Below are 22,947 nucleotides of genomic sequence, written 5' to 3'. Positions count from 1 at the left end.
GGTTTCAGGCGTGATCCCGATCACGTTCAGAAACCTTGCACTGCCGGCGCGCCATAATGCCGGCGCGGCGCAATGGAGGCCGCGATCCATTCGGGGGGATGAGGTCTGGGCCATTGGGGTCGCAGGGCTGCGCCCCACCCTGCAGGGCACAGATGACCGTGAGTTCGACCCGCTTGCCGTACCGCCCCTCCCTGGCCCGTCGCCTGCTGGTGCTGGCCGCGCTGCTGATCTGCGCCTTCCCGTCGCTGGCCCAGGACTGGACCTATCGGGTCCGCCCGGGCGACACCCTGTGGGACCTCGGCGGCCGCTACCTCAAGCCCACGGTGCCCTGGCAGCAGTTGCAGGCGCACAACCGCGTGGCCGATCCCTACCGGCTGCCGCCGGGCAGCACGCTGCAGTTCCCGGTGGCGTGGCTGGCCGTGCAGCCGGCCCCGGCGCGCGTGGTCGCCACCCGCGGCAAGGTCCAGTACGGGCAGCCCGGCCAGGCCGCGCTGCACGACGTGGTGGAGGGCCAGCACCTGACCATCGGGCAGCACCTGGTGACCGGCGCCGATGCCAGCGTGACCCTGGCCTTCGCCGATGACTCCCGCCTGCAGCTGCGCGAGAACTCGCGACTGCGCCTGGACCGGATGAGCCGCTACGGCCGCACCGGCATGGTCGATACCCGCCTGCGCCTGGAACAAGGCCGCACCAGCAACCGGGTCACGCCCGCCAAGGGCCCGGCCTCGCGTTACATCATCGATGCGCCCACGGCCACCAGCAGCGTGCGCGGCACGGTGTTCCGGGTCAGCGCCGGCGACCCGGGCCACGTGGCGTCCACCGAAGTGCTGCAGGGCCGCGTGCAGGTGGGCAACCGCCGCGGCGACCGCGTGGTCCGCCCCGGCCAGGCCGCGCGCAGCCCGTCGGCCGATGCGCGCCCGGCCGCCGCCGAGGCGTTGCTGCCCGCGCCACGGCTGGACCCGGCCTCGCCGCCGCTGGACGTGTTGCCGGCGCGGCTGGCATGGGCGCCCCTGCCCGAGGCCGCGCGCTATCGCGTGGAAGTGGTGCGCGCCGACCAGCCGGAGGTACTGCTGTTCGCGCAGGAAACCACGACCACCGCGCTGACCCTGCCCGACCTGCCGGCCGGCACCCTGCGCGTGCTGCTGCGCGCGATCAGCGCCGAAGGCGTGGAAGGCCTGGACGCCGAGCGGGACGTGCTGGTCCGCGACCAGCCGGTGGCGCCGCTGACGGTGCGCCCGGTCAACCAGGAGACGGTCAACAGCGCGCGTCCGCGCTTCCAGTGGAGCCAGGTCGAGCAGGCCCGTTCGACGGTGTTGCAGGTGGCCCGCGATGCCCAGTTCCTGGCGCCGGTGCTGGAGCAGGAAGGCACCGGCACCCACCTGCGCGCGGGGCAGGCGCTGCCCCCCGGCGACTATTTCTGGCGGGTGGCCTCGCGCGATGCCGCCGGCCACCGCGGCCGGTTCGGGCAGCCGCTGGCGCTGACCGTCAGCGACGCCCCGGTGGACCCGGCGCTGCAGCCACCGCAGGCGGCCAAGGGCTGGCTGACCCTGCGCTGGCAGGCCGGCGAGCCGGGCCAGCGCTACCGGGTGCAGCTGGACCGCCGCGGCGATTTCACCCAGCCGCTGGTCGACCGCGACGTGGACCAGCCGGAGGTCTCGCTCAAGCGCCCCTGGCACGGCACCCTGCACGTGCGGGTGCAGTACATCGACGATGACGGCTATGCCGGCGCGTTTTCGCCGGCGCAGCAGGTCACCCTGCCCTGCCGCACCTGTTACGGCGCCGGCGGTGGCGCCCTGCTGCTGTGGCTGCTGCTGTGAAGCCGCTGGCCCTGTCCTGGCCGCGGCGGCTGCTGCTGTCGGTGCTGGTCGGCGCGCTGGCCATGGCGGCCAGCCACTGGCAATGGTTCTGGCAGCAGGACGAGGCGGTGTATGACGCCTACGTGGGCGGCTGGGAGTACCGCCCCGACCCGAGCCTGCTGATCGTGGCGATCGATGACAACAGCCTGCAGCAGCTCGGGCAGTGGCCGTGGCCGCGCTCGACCCACGCGCGCCTGCTGGACCACCTCACCGAGGCCGGCAGCCGCCGGGTGGTGCTGGACCTGATGCTGTCCGAGGCCGACCGCCAGGACGCCGCGCAGGATGCCGACCTGGCCGCGGCGATTCGTCGCAACGGCCACGTGGTGCTGCCGGTGCTGGCCGCCCCGGCCAGCGGCCCGCGCATGGCCGAGGAACTGCTGCCGATCCCGCTGATCGCGGCCAATGCCGCCACCCTGGGCCACAGCGACATCGAGGTGGATGCCGATGGCATCGCGCGCGGCCTGTACCTCACCGCCGGGATCGGTTCACCGCACTGGCCGGCGCTGGGCCTGGCCCTGGCCGACGTGGACGGCCCGCTGCCGGGCCTGCGCGATACCGCCCCGGACCTGTCCTCGCCCTACCAGTGGCGGCGCAACCATTACGTGCGGGTGCGCTACGCCGGCCCGCCCGAACGCTTCCCGCAGGTGTCCTACGTGGACGTGCTCAACGGCGAGGTCGACCCGGCGCTGCTGCGCGGGCGGCGCGTGCTGGTGGGCATGACCGCCAGCGGCATCACGCCGCGGCTGCTCACCCCGACTACGCGCGAGCGCTGGATGAGCGGCAGCGAGTACCAGGCCAACGTGGCCTCGATGCTGCTCAGCGACAAGGTGATCACCCTGCCGCCGCCGCTCTGGCAGGACCTGTTGAGCGGGCTGCTGGTGATGCTGTGCTGCCTGGCGCTGACCCTGCCGCGTGCGGCCGCCAGCGCGCTGTTGGCCTTGCCGCTGACGTTGCTGCTCAGCTTCGTGCTGCTGCGCGCGGGCAGCCTGTGGTTCGCCCCGGCCGCCGCGCTGACCGCCATGCTGGCGGTGATCGCGGCCTGGGTGCTGTGGCGGATCCGGGCCTGGCGCCACCAGGCCAACAGCGATGCGCTGACCGGCCTGGGCAACCGCCTGCGCTTCGAGCAGGCGCTGCAGCAGGAACACGACGCCGGGCGCCGCAGTGGCCGCCCGCTCAGCCTGGTGCTGATCGACGTGGACCATTTCAAGCACCACAACGACCTGTACGGCCACCAGGCCGGGGACACCGTGCTGCGCCGCATCGCCGAGGAGATCGGCGCCCATGCACGGCGCCCGCGCGACATGGCCGCCCGCTTCGGCGGCGACGAGTTCGCCCTGATCCTGCCCGATACCGGCGCCGACGGCGCGGTGCAGGTGGTGGAGGACCTGCTCGCGCGCATCCGCGCGATGGAGGTGGCGGCCGGGCCCGGGCAGATCCTGCAGGTCACGCTCACGGTGGGCCTCTACACGCGGGTGCCGGCCAGCGCCAGCGAACCGCGGCACTTCTTCGAAGGCGCCGATGCGGCACTGTACCGGGCCAAGGCCGCCGGCCGCGATGGCTATGTGGCCGACGACGGCGAGCCGGTGCCGGGCTGAGGGCCGCTGGACCATACGCGGGCGAATGGTAGACTCGAGCCACCTCCCCGCCTCGACCCGTTCCCGATGAAGGCCAACGTCCTCCGCCACGGCATGAACCTGTGGCCCCCGTTCCTGTTCACCGGCATCCACGTCACCACCATCAGCGCCGATTACCGGCACGTGCGGGTGGAGCTGCGCATGCGCCCGTGGAACCGCAACTACGTGGGCACCCATTTCGGCGGCAGCCTGTTCGCCATGACCGACCCTTTCTGGATGCTCACGGTGATGCACAGCCTGGGCCGCGACTACTACGTGTGGGATCGCGCCGGCGAGATCGAGTTCCTCAAGCCCGGGCGCGGCACGGTGAGCGCCGAGTTCCACCTCGAACCGGCGCTGCTGGACCAGCTGCGCCAGGCCACCGCCAGCGGCGAGAAATACCTGCACTGGTTCAGCAATGACATCGTGGACGCGCAGGGCGAGGTGGTGGCGCGGGTGCGCAAGCAGATCTACCTGCGGCTGAAGCCCGAGGCCCGCACGGCCAGCGCCAGCGCCGCCGACTAGACCGGCGCGCGGCCGCTTCAAGCGCGGGCGGCCCCGCTACAATGGCCGGATGTCGCCCGAAGCCCCCCAACTCGTTCCGCGCCCCTCCCTGCAGCGCCTGTTCCTGACCGGCCTGCTGACCCTGCTGCCGATCTGGCTAACCTGGGTGGTGGTCAAATTCGTCTTCGTGCTGCTGTCGGGCATTTCCAGCCCGGTGGTGGTGCCGCTGTCCGAGCAGATGGCGGCCTCGTTCCCGCACTACCTGGGCTGGATCAAGGTGGAGTGGATGCAGAACCTGATCGGGCTGGCCGCCACCTTGCTGGTGATCCTCAGCGTGGGCGTGCTCAGCCGCCGGGTGATCGGCCAGCGCCTGCTGCGCTGGTTCGGCGCGGTGATCAAGCGCATCCCGCTGGCCAGCATCATCTATGACAGCGCCAAGAAGCTGCTGGACATGCTGCAGACCGAGCCGGGCAGCACCCAGCGCGTGGTGCTGATCGACTTCCCGCACCGGGACATGAAATCGGTGGGCCTGGTCACCCGGGTGATCCGCGAACAGGGCAGCGACCGCGAACTGGCCGCGGTGTACGTGCCGACCACGCCCAACCCGACCTCCGGCTACCTGGAAATCGTGCCGGTGGAACTGCTGACCCCCACCGACTGGACCGTGGACCAGGCCATGAGCTTCATCATTTCCGGTGGCGCGGTGGCCCCGGAAAGCGTGCCCTTCACCCGCGCCGGCGACCGCTAGGCCACCGGCGCGGCGGCATGAACGCCGTGCCTGGCCGCACCGCGGTGGGCGGCCCCGGCGCTGGCCGTACGCGCGCGGATCGGGCAAGCTCCCCGGTCTGTGTTGTTACGGAAAGAGTCGATGCCCCACCCCGCCCGCGCCCTGGCGCTTGCCATCGCCGCCCTGCTGGTGTTCAGCACCGCCCCCCCGGCCGAAGCGGCCAAGAAGAAGGCCAACCGGCCCGCCGCCGCGCAGACCCGGCAGGCGGCCAAGCCCAAGGCCAAGCCGCGCGCCCGACCGGCCGCCGCGCCGGCCCGCAAGCCGCTGGTGCGCCAGCAGACCAAGGCCGCCCAACTCGAGCGCGTCTACGATGAATACTGGGATGCCTCGATGCGTCTCAACCCGCTGCAGGCCACTTTCCAGGGCGACGGCCGCTACAACGACCAGTTGCCCAACATCCTCTCGGCCGCCTATCGCCAGCAATCGCACGACTTCACCGTGGAATGGCTGGGCAAGGTGGAGAAGATCGGCGCGGACGGTCTGACCGGCCAGGACCTGCTCAGTTACCAGATCTTCGTGCGCGACGCGCGCATGTCCGTGGCCGCCGAACAGTACCCCAGCTGGATGCTGCCGGTGAGCCAGTACTACAACCTGGGCAGCATCATGGCCATCCTGGGCTCCGGCTCGGGGGCCCAGCCGTTCAACACGGTGAAGGATTACGACACCTGGTCCAAGCGCTCGCTGGGCATCGCCCCGTTGTTCGACCAGGCCGTGGCCAACATGCGCCAGGGCATGGCCGCCGGCGTGTCCCAGCCGCGCGACCTGATGGAGCAGGTGCTGCCGCAGCTGGATGCGGTGATCAAGCCGACCGCCGAGGAATCGATCTTCTGGGCGCCGGTGCGCAACCTGCCCGAGGACTTCCCCGAGGCGGACAAGGTGCGCATCCGCGCCGAGTACAAGCGCATGATCGAGTACCGCATCATGCCCGCCTACCGCGCCCTGCGCGGCTTCATCGCCACCGAGTACCTGCCCGCCGCGCGGCGCACCGATGGCATGGGCGGGCTGCCGCAGGGCCAGGCCTGGTATGCGGCCACGCTGCGCCAGGCCACGGCCACCGACCAGTCGCCGGCGCAGCTGCACGCCTGGGGCGAACAGCGCGTGGCCGCCCTGCAGGAGCAGATCAACGCGGTGATGAAGGACCACAAGCTGCGTGGCTCGCAGGCCAAGCTGATCAAGAACATGCGCAGCGAGCGCCAGTTCCAGTATTCGGACGTGAACGCGCTGCTGGGCCGCTATCGCCAGGTGCAGCAGCAGGTGGCCCGCCGCCTGCCCAGCGTGCTCGACACGCTGCCCAAGGAGGGCGTGGAGGTGCGCGCGGTGGACGCCGGACGCGCGCCGGCCGCCGCCGCGGCCGCCTACCAGCCGGCGCAACCGGGGCAGGCGGCGGTGCTGCTGGTCAACACCGGCAACCTGCCCAGCCGCAAGCGCTGGGCGATCCCGGCGCAGTTCCTGCATGAAGCGGTGCCCGGCCACCATGTGCAGCTGGGCCTGCAGCAGGCGCTGGAAAAGCTGCCGCGGTTCCGCCGCCTGGGCGGCGACGTCGCCTTCGTCGAAGGCTGGGGCCTGTATGCCGAGTCGCTCGGCCAGAGCCTGGGCGTGTATGAGGATCCCTACGACCAGATCGGCTACCTGCAGGGCAGCCTGGTGCGTGCCGCGCGTGGCGTGGCCGACACCGGCCTGCATGCGCAGGGCTGGGACAAGGCCAAGGCCGTGGCCTACCTGGTCAAGACCGCCAGCATGGACGAGCGCGACGCGGTGGCCGAAGTGGAGCGGATGATGGCCCAGCCCGGGCAGGCGCTGTCCAACGTGGTGGGCGAGGCGAAGATCATCGCGCTGCGCGAACGCGCGCAGCAAGCGCAGGGTGCGGCGTTCGACGTGCGCCGCTTCCACGCCGAGGTGATCAAGGACGGCTCGATGCCGCTGGATATCCTGGACGGCAAGATCGAGCGCTGGCTGACCGCGCCGGCGGCCGCGCCCAGCCCCTGAAACGCGAACAGGGCGGCACCGGTGACCGGGCCGCCCTGTTGCGATGTTTCCCGCTGGCTCAGTACCAGGGATCGGGTTTGACGCCGGTCTTCTCTTCGTCCTCGAACAGCATGGCCGACATGAACTGGTTGGCGTAGAGGTTGTAGATGAAGCGCTTTATCGCATCGGCGGGGTCTTCCTCTTCGCCCGGCGGCGGCGGCGTGGGCGGCGTTTCCAGTGCGCCCTGCAGGCGGGCATGCAGGTCCTGCGTGGCATTGCCGGCCGGGGCGGCGCCCGGGGGGAACGGCGGCGGGGCCGCGAGGCGATCAACGTTCATCGTGAGTCTCCAAGGGTAACGGGGCCTCGGCCAGGGCGGCCGCGGCGGGGAAGGCGCAGGCACGCAGGGCCTGGCGACGTTGCAGCGCATTGGCCTGCACCAGCGTGCTGTCCAGCGCGTGGTCCACGGCCGCCATCACCGCCGCCTGCGGGTCCAGTTCGACCATGATCCCGCCGGCCTTGAGCAGCGGCAGCGGCACGCCGGCGCGGCGGATCTGCACCGCATCGCGCTGCGCGGCCGGCAGTGCGGCCAGCCGGGCCTGCAGGGCCTCGACCAGTGCGGTATCGGCCTGTGGCACGTACACGGTGATGGCGTCGGTGCCGGCCAGCAGGCGCGTGCAGCGCTGGATCACCAGCGCCGCGCACAGGCCTTCGGCGGCCAGGCTTTCGCGCAGGGCCAGCGCCAGCTCGGCCAGTGCGGCCTGGCGCAACGCGGCGGCATCGCCCAGCAGCGCGGTCAACGGCGGCAGCGCCTGGGCGATGGCGTCGGCCAGGCCCTCGGCACGGCCCTGCGCGGCGGCGGCGGCGCGTGCCTGCTCGGCCTGCGTGGCCACCTCGGCCAGGGCCTGGCCGGCACGCCGCCGCGCGGCCTGCTCGATCTGCCCGCCATGCGTGGCCGCGCCCATGGCGCGGGGCCCGATCACCCCGTCGCGGGCCAGGCGCAGCAGGTGCTCAGGGTAGGTTTTCAACATGGCGCAGGGCGCTCCAGAACAGGTCGATGAGGGCCGGGTCGGGGCGCTCGGCCCCGGCCGCCGCCAAGGGCAAACCGGCAAATGGCAGGCCGAGACGGGCCGCGATCCAGGCCGGCAGATGTGGGGCGAGGGTCTGCAGGCGCGCCCCGCCCCAGCCCAGCAGCATCTGTGGGTTGGCCGGATCGGCCGGCACCGCGTGGGCGGGGTCCAGCTCGGCATGGCCCAGCCGCAGGAAGGTGTGCACCGTGGCCGGCAGGCGCAGGCTGGCGCGTTCGGCCAGCACATGGCGGCGCAGGCGCGCGGCGGCGATCAGCACCGCCACCTGCGGCAGCTGCGCCCACTGCTGCACCAGCCGGCGCGCCAGCGGGCACGCGGGCAGCGCCAGGGTGGCCGGCATCGGCAGGGCGTGCTGGGCGATCAGCGCCTGGTTCAACCAGCGCTGGCCATCGGCGGCCAGCGTGGCATAGGTGGCCTGCCACGGCCGGTAACTGGCGGCCGGCGCCAGCGCCAGGCGGCAGACCTCAGGCGACACGCGCACCGCCCCGGCGGCGACGCCAGCGCTGCTGCACGCGGCGCACCGCCCGGCCCACCGCCGGCACGCTGCGCAGCACCGTCCAGGCCGCGGCCAGCAGCGCCGCGCCGACCAGCAGGCCCACCGCGGCCAGCAGCGCCCAGGGCGCGCCGGCGTTGTCGGCGCGGGTGACCGCCAGGGTGCGCGGCCCGTCCACTTCGGTGAGGATCACCGACACGTTGTCGTAGTCGATGCCGTTGAAGGTATTGCGCAGGAACCGCTTGACCGCCTGCAGCAGGGCTTCCTCGTCCACGCCCGGCACATGGCTGACCACGGCGGCCACGTGCATGCGCCGCCCGTCGGGCCGGCGCCCTTCCCCGCCCAGGTTGACGTCGTAGTTGAGGTGCACGCGGGTGGCCTCCACGCCCTCGATCAGCTTGAGCGACTCTTCCAGGCGCTGTTCCACCGCCGAGATCAGCCGCGCGCGCTCGGCCAGCGGCGTGCTCACCAGCGAATCGGAAGGAAACGCCGCGCCCACCTGGGTGCGCGGCGCACTGGGCAGCGCCTGGCGCTGCACCAGTTCGATGGCTTCGGCCAGGTCGCGCGGGGCCACGCGTACCACGTAACCGGTTTTGCCGGCGTCGTGCTTTTCCGCGGCGATATTATGCCGCAGCAGCACGGCCACCACTTCGTTGGCCTGGCGCTCGTCCAGCCGCTCCAGCAACGGCGTGCGCGCGCAGCCGACCAGCACCAGCAGTGCCAGCAGCAGCGCCGCCCGCGGAAGTCCCACTGGCAGCGTGTTCATGACTTGAGCAGCGTCTCGACGGCCTTGGTGGCATGGTTGGCCAGGCCGGCGGCCACGATCATGCGCTTGCTGTAATCGGCCAGCGTGGTCTGCAGGGCGAACAGCTGGACCGGATTGCTGGACACGTTCGGGTCGTTGCTGGCGGCCTGGATCATCGCCAGTTCCTGGCCGGACTGCACATAGCTGTGCGCCAGCGCGCCGGCCATGCGGTCGGACAGGGAGACACTGCTGTCCTGGCCATCGGTGAGGATCGCCGAGGCGATCGGGGTAACGTGCACGGTGGATTCTCCTGCGGGATCACGCCCGCGCGTTCAAGGCGACAGGCCGGCCAACGGCCGGCCCATCGACGGGATCAGCCCAGGTTGCGGGCGTTCTGCTTCTGCATGTCCGCCAGGCTCTTGGCCGAGTTGGACTGCAGCGACCGGAAGGTCGTGTACTCGGACAACGCCGTCTGGTAGTTGGCCAGCAACTGCGGGTTGGTCGGGTCGCCCGGGGTCGTCCCGTCGCCCGCCAAGGCCTTGAACGCCTTGTCCAGTTCGTCCTTCAACGTGGCCACGCCATGGTCGAACTTCACGCTGTGCTGACCCAGCCAGCCATTCCACCCGCCCGGCTTCTGCGGGCCGCCATCCCATCCACTCATGCTGCTTTCTCCAGTCGAATTGATTCAGTTGTTGCCTGCATTGGAAAACTCCCAGCGCCCCTCGCCGACCGACAACAACTGGTCGTTGGAGTACTGGTAGGAGCGACCCTGCAGGAGGTCGTCCCATAGCCGGATGCGGATGCGGATACGCCGCTCGCCCCATTGCCGGCTGAATTCGTGGCGGTAGGCGGCCATCGCATTGAGCGCGGCATCGTCCAGGAACACGTCGTTGACCACGCTGGCACGGCTGCCCTGTGGCACCACCCGCGTACTGATGCCGCGCGCGCGCAGCTCGGTGCGGGCGATGGCCAGCAGCTGGGCATCGCTGGTGAGGCGCACGTCCAGCGTGGCGGCGTAGGGCATCTGCGGCTGCAGCACGGCGCTGGCGCGGCGGCGCAGCGCGGCCGGGTCGCCGCTGCCGGCGATGAGGACGATCTCGGGCCGGCTGGGGTCGCGCAGGCGCAGGATGGCGTAGGCGATGCCGGCGCTGTCCAGCAACGCGCCCAGGCGGGCCGCTTCCACGCGGCGTTCGTGATAGCGGTCGTGGGGCCGGTTGGCGCGCTGGCTGGCACGTTGCCCCCAGCTGACGGCGGCGGCGCTGTCGGCGAAGGCATGGATGCGCCCGTCCGCGTCGTGCACCACGGCATAGTCGTGCGGGGAGCGCGCCAATGCCGCCTCCACCGCGCGCACCTGCGTGGCCGGGCGATGCGCGTCGAACCACCACCAGCCGGCGCCAGCGCCGACCAGCAGCAACGCGGCCACGACCAGCAGCAGGCCATGGCGGCGTGCGCGTGGGCGGGCGAGCGGCGACACGATCGCATGCCCCGGCGGGGCGACGGCCACGGGCAGGCGGTGGTCCAGCACGTCGGCGGCCCAGGCCTCGTCTTCGCGACGCACGGCCAGCACCAGCCCCAGCACCTCGATGACGCTGTTGAGCGGCAGTCGCTGGGGCTCCCACTGGCTGGCGCCGCGTGCACGCACGCGCATCGCCAGCGAGGTGGCGCCGGCCTCGTCGCAGACACGCAGCGCGAAGGCACCCTCGTGCTGCTCGTCGGGGATGAAGAACACGTTGTCGGCCAGGCTGGCGGTGCTCGACAGCGTGCCTTCGTGCAACTCGCGCGCGCGCCCCACGGTGAACACCGTGTCGCCGGCATGCAGGGTGAACTCGACGCCATCGAGCGCACCGGAAAGCAGTTTCAGCTTGTAGGCAAAAGCCATGGAGGTTCCTGGGAAAAAGGGAAACGCGCGTGATCGGCGCGCAGACTGACAGCCGACCTCGCGGCAAGCCATGCAACTTTCTTCAAATCGCAGTCATGCGTCCGAATCGGACACAGCCGGCAAGATCGCTACGGCGCCTCACCGGTGTAGAGCGCGCGCACGCGCTGCACGTAACGGCGTGTCTCGGTGTAGGGCGGAATGCGGTTGCCGTGCCGCATCACCGCGCCTTCGCCGGCGTTGTAGGCGGCCAGCACCAGGGCCAGGTCGCCGTCGAAACGCCGGTTGAGCCAGACCAGGTAGGCGGTGCCGGCGCGCAGGTTCTGCAACGGGTCCAGCAGGTCATCCGCGCCAAACCGCGCACCGGTGGCCGGGATCACCTGCATCAGGCCCAGCGCCCCCACCGGCGAACGCGCGCGTGGGTTGTAGCCCGACTCGGTCTGCACGATGGCATGCAGCAGGCGTGCATCCACGTTGAACTCGCCAGCCACCTGCTCGATCAAGGGCGCCCAGCGCGGTGCGTGGGCCGCGCGCATGACGCCGGCCGCGCGCGGTGCAGCCACCGACGGGCGGGCGGCCCGTCGGTGCTGCGGATCGAAACGGATCAGGCCGGCCGCCGGTGCCTGGGACACCTGCAACCGGCCATCGCTGCCGAGCGCGGCGTACACCGGTGGCGAGGCGGCGGCGGGGGCGGCGGCGGTCGCCAGGACCGCCGCCCCCCATAACGCCCGTCTCACGCCGGTTGCAGGGCGGCGTACAGCGCACCCACGGTATCCACCGCCTGCAGCCGACCGGCATCGGGCAGGCCGATGCCGGCCTCCTCGATGTCCAGCAGCAGCGCGTGCATGGCCAGCGAATCGATGCCCAGGTCCTCCACCAGCCGCGCCTGCACGCCCACCTCGGCCACGGTCAGGCCGAGCTGGGCGGCGATGAGCTGGCGGAGGTCATCGGGGTGGAAGCAGGTCATACGATGGTGCCTTTGATATCGGGGAAGAAGTCCACTTCCCGTGCCAATCTGCCACCCGCGTTGATGGGCGAGCCAGGCATTGGCGGCGGCGGCGGTGGGTCGCCTCCTGCCTGCAGGGTCACGTTCGTGGGAACAGGGGGGACGCTGGGGGTGAACGGGTCGCGCGCACCACTGGCGAACAGTGCGGATCCCTGCTCGCTGGCGTCGCTACGGTGGCTCACACGGGTTGTCTGGTTGCCCGCATCAGCGCTGGCACTACCCTGACGAAGAGGCGTCTGAAACCTTGCCTTCAGCTCGGCCATCACCGCCGCGCCGAGCTCGAGACCTGCAACCCGACCATCGTCGGCAGAGCCCCCATCGTCGCGGCCCATGCTGCCGCCGCCCAATGCGGGCGATGCAGGCGGCCGTGGCGCCATCGGGATCGTTACACGGGACTGAGATTGCGTAGCCGACGCCAAGTAAACGGGTTTGAAGTTCTCGACGAATTCTTTCAGCTGATCGAAATTGACCTTCAAAGCCGGGTTTTTTTCATCAAACCTGGCCGGTGCCTGTATCTCCCTGACGAAGCTTTCGAACTCGTACCTTGCATCTGGTGCCTGATCGGCTGCTGGTGCTGGACCACGCCCCTTGGGCTGAGCGACAGCCGTCTGTCCAATGACAGGTGACTCACCCAGCCGCTCCTTCACGACCAGCTTCTGGAACGCCAGGAAATCACCGACTTTTATCTGCGCCACTGGGTTGATGACCGATCCGTCCGGACCCGCAAGATCATTGCGCTGGACCCCCTCCTTGTACACGTTGCTATCCAGCGACAAGCGCATTCCAGTACGGGCGCGATGTTCGGGTTCGACTTGATTGATCTCAGCCAGATACTGAGCAAGGATATCGTCCGCCACGGCGGTTCCCGGTGCTGCAGGAACGGCGTTGGAACGCGCGATATCCCTCGCCGACGGCACCGCAGCCTGCGGTTGCGGCATCACGCGAGGGATGGGATTGCCGTCAGTTGCGGGTGTGGAGGGCAAGGCCTGCATCGGCTGGGCGTTCCGCGCGGACGGCGGTGCCTGCATGGGGAAAGGCTGCGTCGAGACCTGCTGCACCTGCGTCTGACGTGGCAGCTGCATGAACGGGTGGGCCTGCGCCGGAACGTCAGGTGCCACAACGCCAGCCACGGGCGTCCGGGTTGCGTGGAGATAGTCGGGATCGGTGATCAGCCGATTGCGTAGCGGCCTGTCGGGGCCGACATCGTCCACATCCTGATACCCGTCGCTCTCGCTGATGTCATCGCGCCACTCGAGGCCATCGCCCACCTGTGACAGTGGCGGGCGCGTGCTTGGTCCATCCACGCTGTGGGTGCCGGCTTGAGCTGACCGACTGCCGTTCGAGCCGGTTTCACGGCCCTCATGAGGCTGCCTGAGCGCCGCCACTTCAGCACGCAACGCGCCGATTTCCAGGCCTGCTTCCTTGCCGAGATTGAAGACACCGCGCAGCGAGTCGCTCAACGCACCAGCAAACCCGCCAAAGTCGTTGACGTTGGTGTTCGGGCTGTAGTTGATGGCCTGGCTGGCACCGCGCCCCATCCCAGGCAGGTCCCTGAAAATATCCGGCACGTTCAGCCCCGGTGGCGTATCCAGCGCAGGCTTGTCCGCACTGGCCTGCACCACGTATTCGGGCAGCTTCAGGAAGGCGAACACCGCGGCCGCGAAGTCTTCGGGATCACCGCTCGCCAACTGCCGCGACATCGCGTTCTGGGTCTCCTCCGCGTACTGCTTCTGCAATACCTGCAGGAGATCGCCAGGTGCAGTCGCGTCGGCGAACCTGGCCGCCATGTGCGGCAGACGCTCGTTGAGGCTGGCCATCATGGCGTTGCTCATCACGGTGGTGGCCATGCCGTTTAACAGGCCCTGGTCACCCAGGGTGGCACGTGCGTTGGACAGCGCGTCCTGGGCCCTGCCGATGGCGGCCACCAGCTGCTTGCTGGCCTTGTCACCATGGAAGAAGCCGTCTGCCCTGGCACCGCAACGCGCTGACGCATTGCCGATGCCGATGATCGCCATGGCCAGATCGGCCTTCAGTGCCTGCGCCGCCGCATCCTGGGGCACAGCCTCCAGTTCTCGGCAGGTGGCTGCGTACACCGCGCCCAGCAACGTCAACTGGTTGACCACGCGGGTGCCCAGCGGTGGCTGGGACGAGTCCCTCAGGCGGGCCACCACCTGCTGCAACGCGGTGCGCTCGGCCTCGGCAGTGCCGACGGCATCGGCTTTTTCAGTGAGCGCGGCGATGGCCGCGCCGAGGGCCTCGGCATGCACGGCCTGCTGATGAACGCCCGGCGTGCGCGAGGTGCCGCAGGGCGCTGTGCGCGGCGTACCGGCACCGTTGCGGACGTTACACAACGGGAAGGCCTGCTTCAGCGTGTTCAACGCGGTGGCAATGGCGACGCGCTGGTTCGGTGTTACCGATCCTATGATTGGCATGAAAACTACTCCTGAAGGTCCGGCATCAAAGCCCGTTGACGAAGCTCATGTCCGCTTCGGTGATCTTGTCCACCGTGGAACTGAGGATCTTCACGATGTTGTCGAACTTCTGCGTCATCTCGCTGAGCTTCTCGCCCAGCACCTTGCTGACGTGCTTGATCTGCTCCATGTTGCTGTCGCGCGAGGACACCCAGGCGTTGTAGCGCGCGCTGTCCCAGACGATCGGGAGCGTAAACGGCGGCGGCCTGACTTCCATGCTGTCTTTCAGCTGGGTGACGGCAGTAAGGTCCATCTTGACGACAAATGCCCCACCATCCGCGGTCACGGTCAGGCCAGGCAGGCCGATCGACTTGATGAACGCGTCCGCCTCTCCCTGCGTCTTGAACGAGGCCAGCCCATGGGAAGGCAGGTCGTATTTGGCGATCAGTTCCTCCAGCTTCTGGCGCACGACGCGGAAGTCGATCGCCACATCTCCCTTGTCGCCACTGGCCACCGGCTTGAGCTGCTCCATGATGTCCGAGAACTCGGTGTAGAACTCCAGGAACTTGCTCATGGCGTCTTGGTACTTCGCCAGCCATTCTTGCTGCAGCAGGCCCAGCAGCTTCATGATCTGGTCGTAGAACTCCGCGTGGGAACCCCAGACCAGGCCGCTGGCGTCCATGGTGGCCGGGTCGACCGGCGTATCGGGCGGTGCCAGGCCCAGGTGCTGGCCCAGCTGTTCCAGGCTGCGCTGCGCATCGTGCATGGCCAGGTCGCTGCCCTGGCGCAGCATCGCGAGGTGGGCGGTGGCCGGGTCGTCCAGGCGGCGGTGAGGCTGCTCTGCGACCCAGGCCGCCAGGCGGTTGGCCTGCCGGCTGGCGTTCAACAGCATCCGGCTCGCGACACGCAGCCGGCGCAGCGTCTCCGGGTCCACGCTGTCGGGCGCGACGATGTCGGTCTGCTTGGCGGCATCGGCCGCATCGGTGCGTGCGAGATTGAAGGTGGAGACAATGTGGCGGACGGCCGTTTTTGCAATGGCTTCGGGCATGGCGAGCTCCTCACACCTTGCCGATGATGTGGCCGCTGGTGCCGGCCTGCATGTTCATCAGCGTTTCCACCAGCTGGGCGCTGGCATCACGCAGGTCGCGCGACTTGTTTGACTGGTCCTGCTGCTCGTCCGCCACGCGCTTGAAGGTTTCGGCCACCTGCAGCGACAACTGGCGCTCGGCCTCGGTCATTTCCACTTCTATACCCACGCCGGCGGTGATGGTGGCACCGACGGGGGAGGCCATCATGTTGAGCATCACCGCCTGGGCGGCCGGATTCTGCGAGCGGGCCATGACCTCGCTGTGCGCGGCCTGCGCATCGGCCACTTCGGCCGCCTGCGGCTGGGCGCGGGCTACCTCGCGCATCGGCGGGGTGTCGGCGGCCAGGTCGGCCTGAAGGCGTGGCTCGGCCGTGGCACCCGGGCCGCGTGCGGCCACGCCGTTGTCCAGGCCCGGGGCAGCGCGATCGGGGCGCAACTGGGCGCTGGGCGTGGCACTGGCCTTGACCATGCCGCTGCTGTCGTGGACGGTCACATCTATCTTGTTGCCGGCGCGCAGGTTGTTGTCCAGGCTGCGGGTCTGCAGGTTGGTCGACTTGAAGGTCTGCTTGACCGCCGCGCCGCCAATCGCCCCCGACAACGCCGCAGCGCCGATCGCTCCGCCCAGGTTCTCGCGCGCCTTCTCCACGCCCTTGTCGCCGGCCCGGATGGTCATCTCGCGCGAGAGGCTCACCATGTGCGCACTGCCCTCGCGGTCCATCTTTTCAAACTGCAGCAGGATCTGGCGCAGCATCGCCAGCAGGTGGGCGAACGGGCTGCTCTTGATCCAGCCGCCGGCGTTGGCCGAGCGCTCGCTGATGTCCGCGTCCACGCCGGCCGGGGCCGTGGGCAGGGGCTCCATGCCGGCGATCTGGGCGGCCACGCGCTGCATGGCGTTGCCTGCCACCCCCTCGCTGGCACGGTGGCTGGCGCCTTCGACGCGCACCAGCGGATCACTGCCGCCCACCTGCGCGGCCAGCAGTGCGCGCACCTTGCCTTCCAGGCTGCCCAGCACGCTGGCGGCTTCCTTCAGGCTCATGGCCGGCTCGCGCAGTTGCAGCGGGGTGGCCGTGGTGGTCTTGCCACTGCCGTCGGCCGGCGTGGTCAGCGCCTGCACCACGTCCGCGGCCAGCAACTGCAGGGTGGCCTCGTCCATGCCGGTGGCGGCGGTCTTTTCCGGCGTGCGGGCCAGCTGCAGCGCCTGCGGGGTAAGGGCAACGACGGTGGCGTTCTGGATAGTGCTCATGGGTCAACGTTTCCTTGAAAGGGGATCGGGGATCGCGCTCAGGCGCGGGCGACGCGGGCGGTGATGAAACGGGCGGCCTCGTGGTCGGCTTCCTGCACGTCCACCATCTGGCGGAACAGGATCTCCACCAGGTTGCTGGTGGCCACGAACTGGTCGAAGATCTTCTGCATCAGGTCGCGGAAGATCTTCGCGTCGGCCAGGCCCAGTTCCAGGTCGGCCAGCAGCTGGGCGGCATTGACGTACATGTTGGCCACCACGATGGTGCCCACGCTCTGCGAGGTCTGGTTGGCGAACTGCAACGCCTGGGAGGCCTTGGCGGCCTGCCCGGCACGCACGGCCAGGTTGTCGGCGCTGCTGCCGGTGACCTTGGCGGCGGTCCTGGTGATGGCCTTGGCGACGTCATCCACGCTCTGCTTGGCCAGGTGGCCGGCCGATTTGAGCATCTGCGGCAGGGCCTTGCTCACCGCATTGGCCACCGCGCGCATCACCTGCTTGCCGATGGCCTGCACGGCCAGGGTGCCGGCCAGCTTCTTGCTGACAAAGACGGTGGCGATGATGATCGCCGCCACGGCGATCGCGCCCAGCGCGTCCTTCATCTTGTCCACCAGGGCCTCGGACACGCCCAGCGACTTGAGCACGCTGCCAATGACATCGCCCATGGCCTTGACCGCCTTCATGATCAGCTTCATGACCGGGTCCAGCAGCTTGCCCATGATGTCCAGGCCGAGCTCCTCGCCGATGGCCAGGGCCAGGCCGATGCCGGCGAGCACCATGCTGGCGCCGCCGGTGAAAGGCGCGGCCACCACGGCCACCACGGTCAGTACCCAGCCGACGATCTTGCCGATGCAGCCCATTTTCTTCTGCGCGCGGTCGGCCTTTTCCAGTTCTTCCTGGTATTCGACAGAGCGGCGCACGTTCTCTGCCTCGCGTGCCTTCAGCACCTCCACCACCAGCTTGATCTCCGCCTCCAGCTTGCGGTCGTTGGCCTTGCCGATGATTTCCTGCAGCAGCGCCAGCAGCTCGCCCAGGCGGGCGTCATTGGTGCGCACGCCCTCCGGGTTGCGCGGCGGAGTGCCGGGGGGATCGAAGGCATCGGCTTCGCGCATCACGCTTTCCAGCGCGAGCATCGCCGTATTCAACGCGGCAGCGGTGTGCTGCACGGCCAGCGACGCGCTGTCCACCCGTGCCTGGGCACCGGCCTGGCCGGCCTGCGCGGCCTGCAGGCGGGCGCGGATGGCGTCCTGCTCCTCCGGTGGCGCACCGGCCAACTCGGCCTCCAGCCGCGCCACCTCGGCCTTGGCGGCGTTCAATGCATCCACGGCCGCGCTCAGTTCGCCGGCGGCGGCGTGGGCCGGCCCCATCGCTGCATCCACGTTGGCCTGGGCCACGCGCACCGCTTCGGAAATGCGCTCACCCTGCGCCACGCGCAACGCCAGCCGGCTCTGCAGCACTTCAAGGCGCTGCTTGGCATCGGTACTGCTCTCTTCGGTAAGCAGCACCGACAGCAGCAGCACGAACATCGCTGCGGCCGCTTCGGGGGTCATGCGCGGGGCAGTGCCGCTGTTGCCAGCCTGTTGGGCGGCGGCCCGCATCAGGCGGGCGGTGTCGGGGCGGCGCAGTTGCGGGCGCTCGCCACGATTGCGCAGTTCCTCCGACGGGGTGCCCTGGCTGCTGGCCACGTCGGCCAACAGGGCGACGACCGCCGCATCGACGGCCTGGATCTGCTGCACGGTGGCCGCGCCGAACTGGCCGGCAGCCGCGGCGGCGCGGGCGCTGCCCGGCCTGGCCAGCGACTGCGGGGTCGCTGCAGCCGGCTGTGGCGGAGAGGAATTGGGTATTTTCATGCAGACGTGTCCTGGTCGGCGGCGTTCGGGGGTGGGGCAGCGCTGGACAGCGCCTGCAGGTAAACCTTCGCCCGTGCCACCAGCGCCGGGTCGGTGGCGACATCGACCACGCTCTGGAAGCAGCTCCGCGCCAGCGGCAGCTTGCCCAGCGCCAGATGGCACTGGCCCACGTGCAGCATCGGGCGCTCGTCGTCCTTCAGCAGCGCATAGGCCAGCGCGTACATGTCCACGGCCTTGGCGTACTGCTTCTTCATCTGCAGCACCGCGGCCAACCCCAACGCGTATTCGCCGTTGTGGAAGTCGTAGAGGTAGAGGAAGCGGAAGAAGGTCTCCGCCTCGTCCAGCTGGCCGTTGCTGTAAAAGCGATGCGCGTAGGCGTACACGCTTTCCAGCATGTCCTCGCTGACCCCACGCAGCTCCTTCAGGGTGGCACCGCTCTGGACGCCCTCCATCAGGGTCTGGGCGATGTCATCGAGCAGCTGCGGGTCGGCTTCGGTCATGGGCGTATCGAAGGAAGCGGTCATGGGGGTTTACCTGAGGCTGTTGCCAGCACTGCAGCGTGGGCACAGTGTCGGCGTGAAGGAAAAAGCGGGCTTTCGGATTTCGCTCATGGCGGCGCGGCGCCCGGCACAGGCGGGGTTGGCGGTGCGGTCGGGTCCAGTGCGTCGGCGTCGGCCGGTGCGTCCGGGGCGCCAGCGGCGTCGGGCGGCAGCGGCGCGCGGGCCAGCTCGATGTCGCGCAGCCATTGCAGGATGCGGGCCACACGCACGGTGAGGTCGGCCGGCACGAAGTGGTAGCGGCGCACCCGCGCGTGGATGGCACGCGCCAGGGGAATGTCGCGCACCACCGGCACCCCGCTGCGCTCGGCCAGTGCGATCACCGCCAGGGCGCGCGCGCCGGTCTCGCGGACCGAGACGAACTGCAGGCCCGGGTAGTCCGGGTGCAGGTACAGGCCCACCGCGATGTGGGTGGGGTTGGCCAGCACCAGGCTGGAGCCGGCCACGTCGGACTGCACCTGCGCCGACAGCTCCTCGTTGATCTGGCGGCGCTTCTGCTTGATCTCCGGGTTGCCGTTGTTGTCCTTGTTTTCCTGCTTGACCTCGGACTTGTCCATGCGCAGCTCGCGGATGTACAGGCGGAAATCGAGGAAGGCCGCGCCCAGCGCGACCGGGCTCAGCAGCGCCAGCAGCAGCGCGCTGGCCTTGCCGGCCACGCTCTGCCATACCCCGCCGGCCTGGCCGGGCGGCAGGCGCACCTGGGCGAAGATGGCCGGGGCGAACAGCTGCCAGGCGGCCACCACGAACACCGCGCCCAGCAGCAGGTACAGGCAGGCCATCAGCGCGCCCTTGACCACCTTGAGCGAGAACAGGTTGCGGAAGCCGTTGACCGGGTTGAGCCGGGCCAGGTCGATGCGCAGCGCCTCGTTGGCGATGACGCCGCGGCTCTGCACCAGCGACACCAGCACCGCCGCGACAATGCAGGCCACCGCCACCGGCACGGTCATCCACAGCAAGGCCTCCGTCGCCTGCACCGCCGCTTCTGCCACGCCGATATCGAACCCGCGCGCGACCAGCCCGCCGTAGAAGCGGTGCAGCGCGGCGGTGGAGGTGAAGGCGAGCAGCGCGATGCCCCCGGCCAGCAGCACCGCCAGCGCCGACAGGTCCTTGCTGGTGAAGCTCTTGCCCTTGCGCGACTCCTTGAGCAGGCGATGCGGGGTGGGCTTTTCGGTCTTCATGGCGGCGCTGCCAGCATCTGCAGCGGATCGGTGCGCTCACGCAGCTCGGGCACCTGCTGGGTCACGGTGGGCATCAGGTAGAACAGCAGCGCCACGAAGGCAATGAAGGACTTCACCGCCAGCGACACCGAGAACGGGTTCATCTGCTGGGCAAAGCGCGACAGCACGCCCAGCAGCACTTCCACCAGGAACAGCAGCAACAGCACCGGGAGCGCCATACGCACCGCCCCGGCCAGCACGGTGCCGGCAAAGCCGGTGATCGCCGACAGCTGCAGCTGGATCGGCCCACCCAAGGGGGCCAGCACGAAGCTTGCCTGCAGCACCTCCAGCAGTACCACCAGCCCGCCGGTGGCCAGGAACACCACCACGCTCATCAGCTGGATCAGGTTGGCCGTTTCGGTGGCTTCCACGCCACTGACCGGGTCGAGCATGGCGCCGATGCCGGCGCCGCGCTGGTTGTCCACGATCGCGCCCATGCCGTGGAAGACGTGGAACGGCAGCGCCACCACCAGCCCCAGCGCGGTGCCGATCACCGCCTCGCGCAGCGCGGCCAGGCCCATCCCCAGCGTGTCCGGCGGCAGCGCATGGCCCTGCAACTGCGGCCACAGCCCGATCACCACCATCACCGCGATCACCGAACGCGACATCTTCGACGGCATCACGCCGGGGGACAGATAGGGAATCCATGCAAAGCAGGCGCCGATACGTACCGTGGCCAGCAGCGCCGGCATCATGTGCTCGCGCATCAGCGCCACCAGCTCGATGTCCAGCGGCGACAGGCGCACCGCCGCAAGCAGGCCGCCGGGCAGCAGCGCGCTCATCCGGCCAGCGCGTGGTGCAGCGCCAGCCGGGCGAAGTCCAGCACCTGCGCGCCCATCCAGCGCATGCTCAACAGCAGGCAGGCGATCACCGCCAGCAGCTTGGCGCCATAGGGCAGCGTCTGCTCCTGCAGCTGGGTGACGGTCTGGAACAGGCCGATGGCCAGGCCGACCACGGTGGCCACGATCACCGGTGCCGCCGACAGCAGCAGGATCATCAACAGGGTCTTGTTGCCGAGATAGAAGAGCGCATCCATCGGCTTACAGCGGCACGTCGAGGTACTGGCGCACCAGGCCCTGGGACAACAGGCTCCAGCCGTCCATCGCCACGAACACGATCAGCTTGATCGGCGCGGAGATGGTCACCGGGCTCATCATCATCATGCCCAGCGACAGCAACACGCTGGACACCACCAGGTCGATCACCACGAACGGCAGGTACAGGTAGAAGCCGATGCGGAAGGCGTCCTTCAGCTCGCTCAGCGCGTAGGTGGGCAGCAGCGCGAACAGCGAGCGCTCGTGCGGCTCCATCGTCGCCGGCATCAGCTGCGGGTCCGGCTGGCGGGCGCGCTCGAAGAAGTGCAGCAGGTCCGGGTCCGAATAGGTGGCCAGGTATACCTTGTAGCCGTCCAGGCTGCCATCCAGGAACGCCACCACCGCGGCCACCGAATCCGGCGGCGCCGGCAGCGCCAGGTAGGCGTCGTACAGGCTCTGCACGATCGGCTGCATCACGTAGAACGCCAGCATCAGCGCCAGCGCATTGAGCACCATGGTGGAGGGCACCTGCTGCAGGCCCAGGCCATTGCGCAGCAGGGTGAACACGATGGAGAACTTGAGATAGCAGGTGCCGGCGGCGATGACGAAGGGCAGCATCGCCGCCATCGCCATCACCGTGATCAGCGAGATGTCGTTGTTGACGAAGTTCATGGCAGGCGCGGTGCGTGGTGCAGCTGCACGCCCAGCTGGTCGCCTACCTGGACCAGCTCGCCGCTGCCGATGGGCTGGCCGTTGACGCGCAGCTGGAGGGACAGCCAGGCGTTGTCGGGCAAGGTGAACACGGTGCCCGGCTGCAGCGCGGCCAGCTCGGCCACGGTCTGCGGCACCTGGCACAGCACCACCTCCACGTTGACCGGCAGGCGCGATACATCCAGCCCGGGCATCGCGGCAGCGGGTTGGTCGGGCAGCGCGGCGGCAGCGACCGGCGCGGTCTCGCCCAGCAGGTCGTCGTCGATCAGGTCGAGCAGGTTGGTCACGGTAATGGTCTCAAGGGTGAAATCGAAGGCGAACAGCGCCGCGCGGCCCACCTGCGCACACGGGCGCAACTGGTCGATGAGCAGCACGGCGCCGGGTTTGAGCTGGCGCAGCCGCGCCAGGCCCAGCCGCAGGCGCGCCACGTGCAGGGTGAGCGGCAGCGACACCGGCGGCAGCGGCAGTGCGCTGCCTGACGGGCCGCCGCGCCAGCGCGCGTGGTCGATCCAGGCCAGGCCCTGCGCGGTGTCCAGCGCCGGTGCCGGCGCGGCATCGTGTGCGGCCGGGGTGGCCGGGCGCGGCCGCCAGCTGACCTCGGCCTGGGCCAAGGCCGGGTCCAGCGGCTGCAGCAGCGCGCCCTGGCTGGGCGGCGGCGTGGTGCCGGCGGCCGCCATGGCCGACCACGCCAGCCCGGCCAGCGACGGCCAGTGCGCCGCGCCCCAGCTGTCGGCCGGCATCGCCACGTCCAGTTCCAATGCCTCGGCCTGCAGGCGGAAGTACAGCAGCCCCGCGTCGGCCGGCCGGGGCGCCCAGCTGGGCGTGATGCCGGCGCCCTGGCACAGCGCCACCGCGTGCGCCTGCGCCTGCTGCACGGCCTTGGCATGCTGGCGCGTGGTGGTGGTGGCCGCAC

General features: G+C 69.9%; 24 protein-coding genes. 5 read left to right on the top strand and 19 right to left on the bottom strand.

Annotation, left to right across the window (positions count from 1 at the left end):
* The first annotated feature begins 152 nt into the window (after positions 1 to 152).
* The 5 genes from RSA25_RS10290 to RSA25_RS10270 all read left to right on the top strand — a co-directional run bounded on the left by RSA25_RS10290 (position 153) and on the right by RSA25_RS10270 (position 6,746).
* The gene (locus RSA25_RS10290; RefSeq protein ID WP_332808798.1) at positions 153 to 1,817 is read left to right on the top strand and encodes a FecR domain-containing protein; all 1,665 of its coding nucleotides are present in this window, start codon (positions 153 to 155) and stop codon (positions 1,815 to 1,817) included.
* Complete coding sequence (locus tag RSA25_RS10285; protein ID WP_332808797.1) at positions 1,814 to 3,451, top strand: CHASE2 domain-containing protein; 1,638 nt, start codon at positions 1,814 to 1,816, stop codon at positions 3,449 to 3,451. The genes RSA25_RS10290 and RSA25_RS10285 overlap by 4 nt, the downstream gene beginning before the upstream one ends.
* Positions 3,452 to 3,517: 66 nt before the next feature.
* On the top strand, positions 3,518 to 3,994 hold the full coding sequence (locus tag RSA25_RS10280; RefSeq protein WP_332808796.1) for a DUF4442 domain-containing protein: 477 nt from the start codon (positions 3,518 to 3,520) through the stop codon (positions 3,992 to 3,994).
* Between the two features lie 49 nt (positions 3,995 to 4,043).
* Positions 4,044 to 4,721 carry a DUF502 domain-containing protein gene (locus tag RSA25_RS10275; RefSeq protein ID WP_332808795.1) on the top strand — a complete coding sequence of 226 codons (678 nt, stop codon included), beginning with the start codon at positions 4,044 to 4,046 and terminating at the stop codon, positions 4,719 to 4,721.
* Positions 4,722 to 4,841: 120 nt separating this feature from the next.
* Positions 4,842 to 6,746, top strand: a complete 1,905-nt coding sequence (locus RSA25_RS10270; RefSeq protein WP_332808794.1) for a DUF885 family protein — start codon at positions 4,842 to 4,844, stop codon at positions 6,744 to 6,746.
* 58 nt (positions 6,747 to 6,804) lie between these two features.
* Here RSA25_RS10270 and RSA25_RS10265 read toward each other — a convergent pair whose 3' ends face one another.
* From RSA25_RS10265 to sctQ, 19 genes are all read right to left on the bottom strand, one after another.
* Positions 6,805 to 7,062, bottom strand: coding sequence for a hypothetical protein (locus RSA25_RS10265; RefSeq protein WP_332808793.1), 258 nt, complete (start codon positions 7,060 to 7,062; stop codon positions 6,805 to 6,807).
* On the bottom strand, positions 7,052 to 7,753 hold the full coding sequence (locus RSA25_RS10260) for a hypothetical protein (protein WP_332808792.1): 702 nt from the start codon (positions 7,751 to 7,753) through the stop codon (positions 7,052 to 7,054). The genes RSA25_RS10265 and RSA25_RS10260 overlap by 11 nt, the downstream gene beginning before the upstream one ends.
* A complete protein-coding gene (locus tag RSA25_RS10255; protein ID WP_332808791.1) occupies positions 7,734 to 8,285 on the bottom strand; it encodes a hypothetical protein in 552 nt (183 codons plus the stop codon). The genes RSA25_RS10260 and RSA25_RS10255 overlap by 20 nt, the downstream gene beginning before the upstream one ends.
* A complete protein-coding gene (gene sctJ, locus RSA25_RS10250; RefSeq protein ID WP_332808790.1) occupies positions 8,275 to 9,069 on the bottom strand; it encodes a type III secretion inner membrane ring lipoprotein SctJ in 795 nt (264 codons plus the stop codon). The genes RSA25_RS10255 and sctJ overlap by 11 nt, the downstream gene beginning before the upstream one ends.
* Positions 9,066 to 9,347: a type III secretion system inner rod subunit SctI gene (gene sctI, locus RSA25_RS10245; protein ID WP_332808789.1), complete on the bottom strand. Its 282-nt coding sequence runs from the start codon at positions 9,345 to 9,347 to the stop codon at positions 9,066 to 9,068. Before sctI ends, sctJ begins: the two co-directional genes overlap by 4 nt.
* A gap of 74 nt (positions 9,348 to 9,421) precedes the next feature.
* On the bottom strand, positions 9,422 to 9,709 hold the full coding sequence (locus RSA25_RS10240) for an EscF/YscF/HrpA family type III secretion system needle major subunit (RefSeq protein WP_332808788.1): 288 nt from the start codon (positions 9,707 to 9,709) through the stop codon (positions 9,422 to 9,424).
* A 24-nt stretch (positions 9,710 to 9,733) separates the two neighbouring features.
* Positions 9,734 to 10,927: a PrgH/EprH family type III secretion apparatus protein gene (locus RSA25_RS10235; RefSeq protein ID WP_332808787.1), complete on the bottom strand. Its 1,194-nt coding sequence runs from the start codon at positions 10,925 to 10,927 to the stop codon at positions 9,734 to 9,736.
* Positions 10,928 to 11,055: 128 nt separating this feature from the next.
* A complete protein-coding gene (locus tag RSA25_RS10230; RefSeq protein WP_332808786.1) occupies positions 11,056 to 11,661 on the bottom strand; it encodes a lytic transglycosylase domain-containing protein in 606 nt (201 codons plus the stop codon).
* Positions 11,658 to 11,891 (bottom strand): phosphopantetheine-binding protein, encoded by a 234-nt coding sequence (locus tag RSA25_RS10225; RefSeq protein WP_332808785.1) that lies wholly within the window; start codon positions 11,889 to 11,891, stop codon positions 11,658 to 11,660. The genes RSA25_RS10230 and RSA25_RS10225 overlap by 4 nt, the downstream gene beginning before the upstream one ends.
* Positions 11,888 to 14,362 (bottom strand): hypothetical protein, encoded by a 2,475-nt coding sequence (locus RSA25_RS10220; protein ID WP_332808784.1) that lies wholly within the window; start codon positions 14,360 to 14,362, stop codon positions 11,888 to 11,890. The genes RSA25_RS10225 and RSA25_RS10220 overlap by 4 nt, the downstream gene beginning before the upstream one ends.
* Before the next feature lie 25 nt (positions 14,363 to 14,387).
* A complete protein-coding gene (locus tag RSA25_RS10215; RefSeq protein WP_332808783.1) occupies positions 14,388 to 15,389 on the bottom strand; it encodes an IpaD/SipD/SspD family type III secretion system needle tip protein in 1,002 nt (333 codons plus the stop codon).
* Positions 15,390 to 15,399: 10 nt separating this feature from the next.
* Complete coding sequence (locus RSA25_RS10210) at positions 15,400 to 16,671, bottom strand: hypothetical protein (RefSeq protein WP_332808782.1); 1,272 nt, start codon at positions 16,669 to 16,671, stop codon at positions 15,400 to 15,402.
* A gap of 38 nt (positions 16,672 to 16,709) precedes the next feature.
* Positions 16,710 to 18,515 (bottom strand): type III secretion system translocon subunit SctE, encoded by a 1,806-nt coding sequence (sctE, locus tag RSA25_RS10205; RefSeq protein ID WP_332808781.1) that lies wholly within the window; start codon positions 18,513 to 18,515, stop codon positions 16,710 to 16,712.
* A complete protein-coding gene (locus RSA25_RS10200; protein ID WP_332808780.1) occupies positions 18,512 to 19,039 on the bottom strand; it encodes a SycD/LcrH family type III secretion system chaperone in 528 nt (175 codons plus the stop codon). The genes sctE and RSA25_RS10200 overlap by 4 nt, the downstream gene beginning before the upstream one ends.
* A gap of 83 nt (positions 19,040 to 19,122) precedes the next feature.
* Positions 19,123 to 20,250: an EscU/YscU/HrcU family type III secretion system export apparatus switch protein gene (locus RSA25_RS10195; protein ID WP_332808779.1), complete on the bottom strand. Its 1,128-nt coding sequence runs from the start codon at positions 20,248 to 20,250 to the stop codon at positions 19,123 to 19,125.
* On the bottom strand, positions 20,247 to 21,071 hold the full coding sequence (sctT, locus tag RSA25_RS10190; protein ID WP_332808778.1) for a type III secretion system export apparatus subunit SctT: 825 nt from the start codon (positions 21,069 to 21,071) through the stop codon (positions 20,247 to 20,249). Before sctT ends, RSA25_RS10195 begins: the two co-directional genes overlap by 4 nt.
* Positions 21,068 to 21,325 carry a type III secretion system export apparatus subunit SctS gene (sctS, locus tag RSA25_RS10185; RefSeq protein WP_332808777.1) on the bottom strand — a complete coding sequence of 86 codons (258 nt, stop codon included), beginning with the start codon at positions 21,323 to 21,325 and terminating at the stop codon, positions 21,068 to 21,070. Before sctS ends, sctT begins: the two co-directional genes overlap by 4 nt.
* A 4-nt stretch (positions 21,326 to 21,329) precedes the next feature.
* Entirely contained in the window at positions 21,330 to 21,995 is a 666-nt protein-coding gene (locus RSA25_RS10180) for an EscR/YscR/HrcR family type III secretion system export apparatus protein (RefSeq protein ID WP_332808776.1), read from the bottom strand.
* Positions 21,992 to 22,947 (bottom strand): type III secretion system cytoplasmic ring protein SctQ (gene sctQ, locus RSA25_RS10175; protein ID WP_332808775.1); only part of this gene is annotated, 956 nt, incomplete at its 5' end. The genes RSA25_RS10180 and sctQ, both read right to left, overlap by 4 nt.

It is taken from the genome of Stenotrophomonas sp. (genome assembly GCF_036662295.1).
GTDB lineage: Bacteria > Pseudomonadota > Gammaproteobacteria > Xanthomonadales > Xanthomonadaceae > Stenotrophomonas.
The sequence above is the reverse complement of the archived record's forward strand: the minus strand, read 5'-3'. Positions and strand labels throughout refer to the sequence as shown.

Excerpts from the sequence above, each read along its gene's own strand:
- RSA25_RS10180 (WP_332808776.1), bottom strand. The coding sequence starts at position 21,995 with ATGAACTTCGTCAACAACGACATCTCGCTGATCACGGTGATGGCGATG.
- RSA25_RS10260 (WP_332808792.1), bottom strand. The coding sequence starts at position 7,753 with ATGTTGAAAACCTACCCTGAGCACCTGCTGCGCCTGGCCCGCGACGGG.
- RSA25_RS10240 (WP_332808788.1), bottom strand. The coding sequence starts at position 9,709 with ATGAGTGGATGGGATGGCGGCCCGCAGAAGCCGGGCGGGTGGAATGGC.
- RSA25_RS10275 (WP_332808795.1), top strand. The coding sequence starts at position 4,044 with ATGTCGCCCGAAGCCCCCCAACTCGTTCCGCGCCCCTCCCTGCAGCGC.
- sctJ (WP_332808790.1), bottom strand. The coding sequence starts at position 9,069 with ATGAACACGCTGCCAGTGGGACTTCCGCGGGCGGCGCTGCTGCTGGCA.
- RSA25_RS10235 (WP_332808787.1), bottom strand. The coding sequence starts at position 10,927 with ATGGCTTTTGCCTACAAGCTGAAACTGCTTTCCGGTGCGCTCGATGGC.
- RSA25_RS10225 (WP_332808785.1), bottom strand. The coding sequence starts at position 11,891 with ATGACCTGCTTCCACCCCGATGACCTCCGCCAGCTCATCGCCGCCCAG.
- RSA25_RS10195 (WP_332808779.1), bottom strand. The coding sequence starts at position 20,250 with ATGAAGACCGAAAAGCCCACCCCGCATCGCCTGCTCAAGGAGTCGCGC.
- RSA25_RS10270 (WP_332808794.1), top strand. The coding sequence starts at position 4,842 with ATGCCCCACCCCGCCCGCGCCCTGGCGCTTGCCATCGCCGCCCTGCTG.
- RSA25_RS10210 (WP_332808782.1), bottom strand. The coding sequence starts at position 16,671 with ATGAGCACTATCCAGAACGCCACCGTCGTTGCCCTTACCCCGCAGGCG.
- sctE (WP_332808781.1), bottom strand. The coding sequence starts at position 18,515 with ATGAAAATACCCAATTCCTCTCCGCCACAGCCGGCTGCAGCGACCCCG.
- RSA25_RS10290 (WP_332808798.1), top strand. The coding sequence starts at position 153 with ATGACCGTGAGTTCGACCCGCTTGCCGTACCGCCCCTCCCTGGCCCGT.
- RSA25_RS10280 (WP_332808796.1), top strand. The coding sequence starts at position 3,518 with ATGAAGGCCAACGTCCTCCGCCACGGCATGAACCTGTGGCCCCCGTTC.
- RSA25_RS10265 (WP_332808793.1), bottom strand. The coding sequence starts at position 7,062 with ATGAACGTTGATCGCCTCGCGGCCCCGCCGCCGTTCCCCCCGGGCGCC.
- sctT (WP_332808778.1), bottom strand. The coding sequence starts at position 21,071 with ATGAGCGCGCTGCTGCCCGGCGGCCTGCTTGCGGCGGTGCGCCTGTCG.
- sctS (WP_332808777.1), bottom strand. The coding sequence starts at position 21,325 with ATGGATGCGCTCTTCTATCTCGGCAACAAGACCCTGTTGATGATCCTG.
- RSA25_RS10200 (WP_332808780.1), bottom strand. The coding sequence starts at position 19,039 with ATGACCGCTTCCTTCGATACGCCCATGACCGAAGCCGACCCGCAGCTG.
- RSA25_RS10220 (WP_332808784.1), bottom strand. The coding sequence starts at position 14,362 with ATGCCAATCATAGGATCGGTAACACCGAACCAGCGCGTCGCCATTGCC.
- RSA25_RS10215 (WP_332808783.1), bottom strand. The coding sequence starts at position 15,389 with ATGCCCGAAGCCATTGCAAAAACGGCCGTCCGCCACATTGTCTCCACC.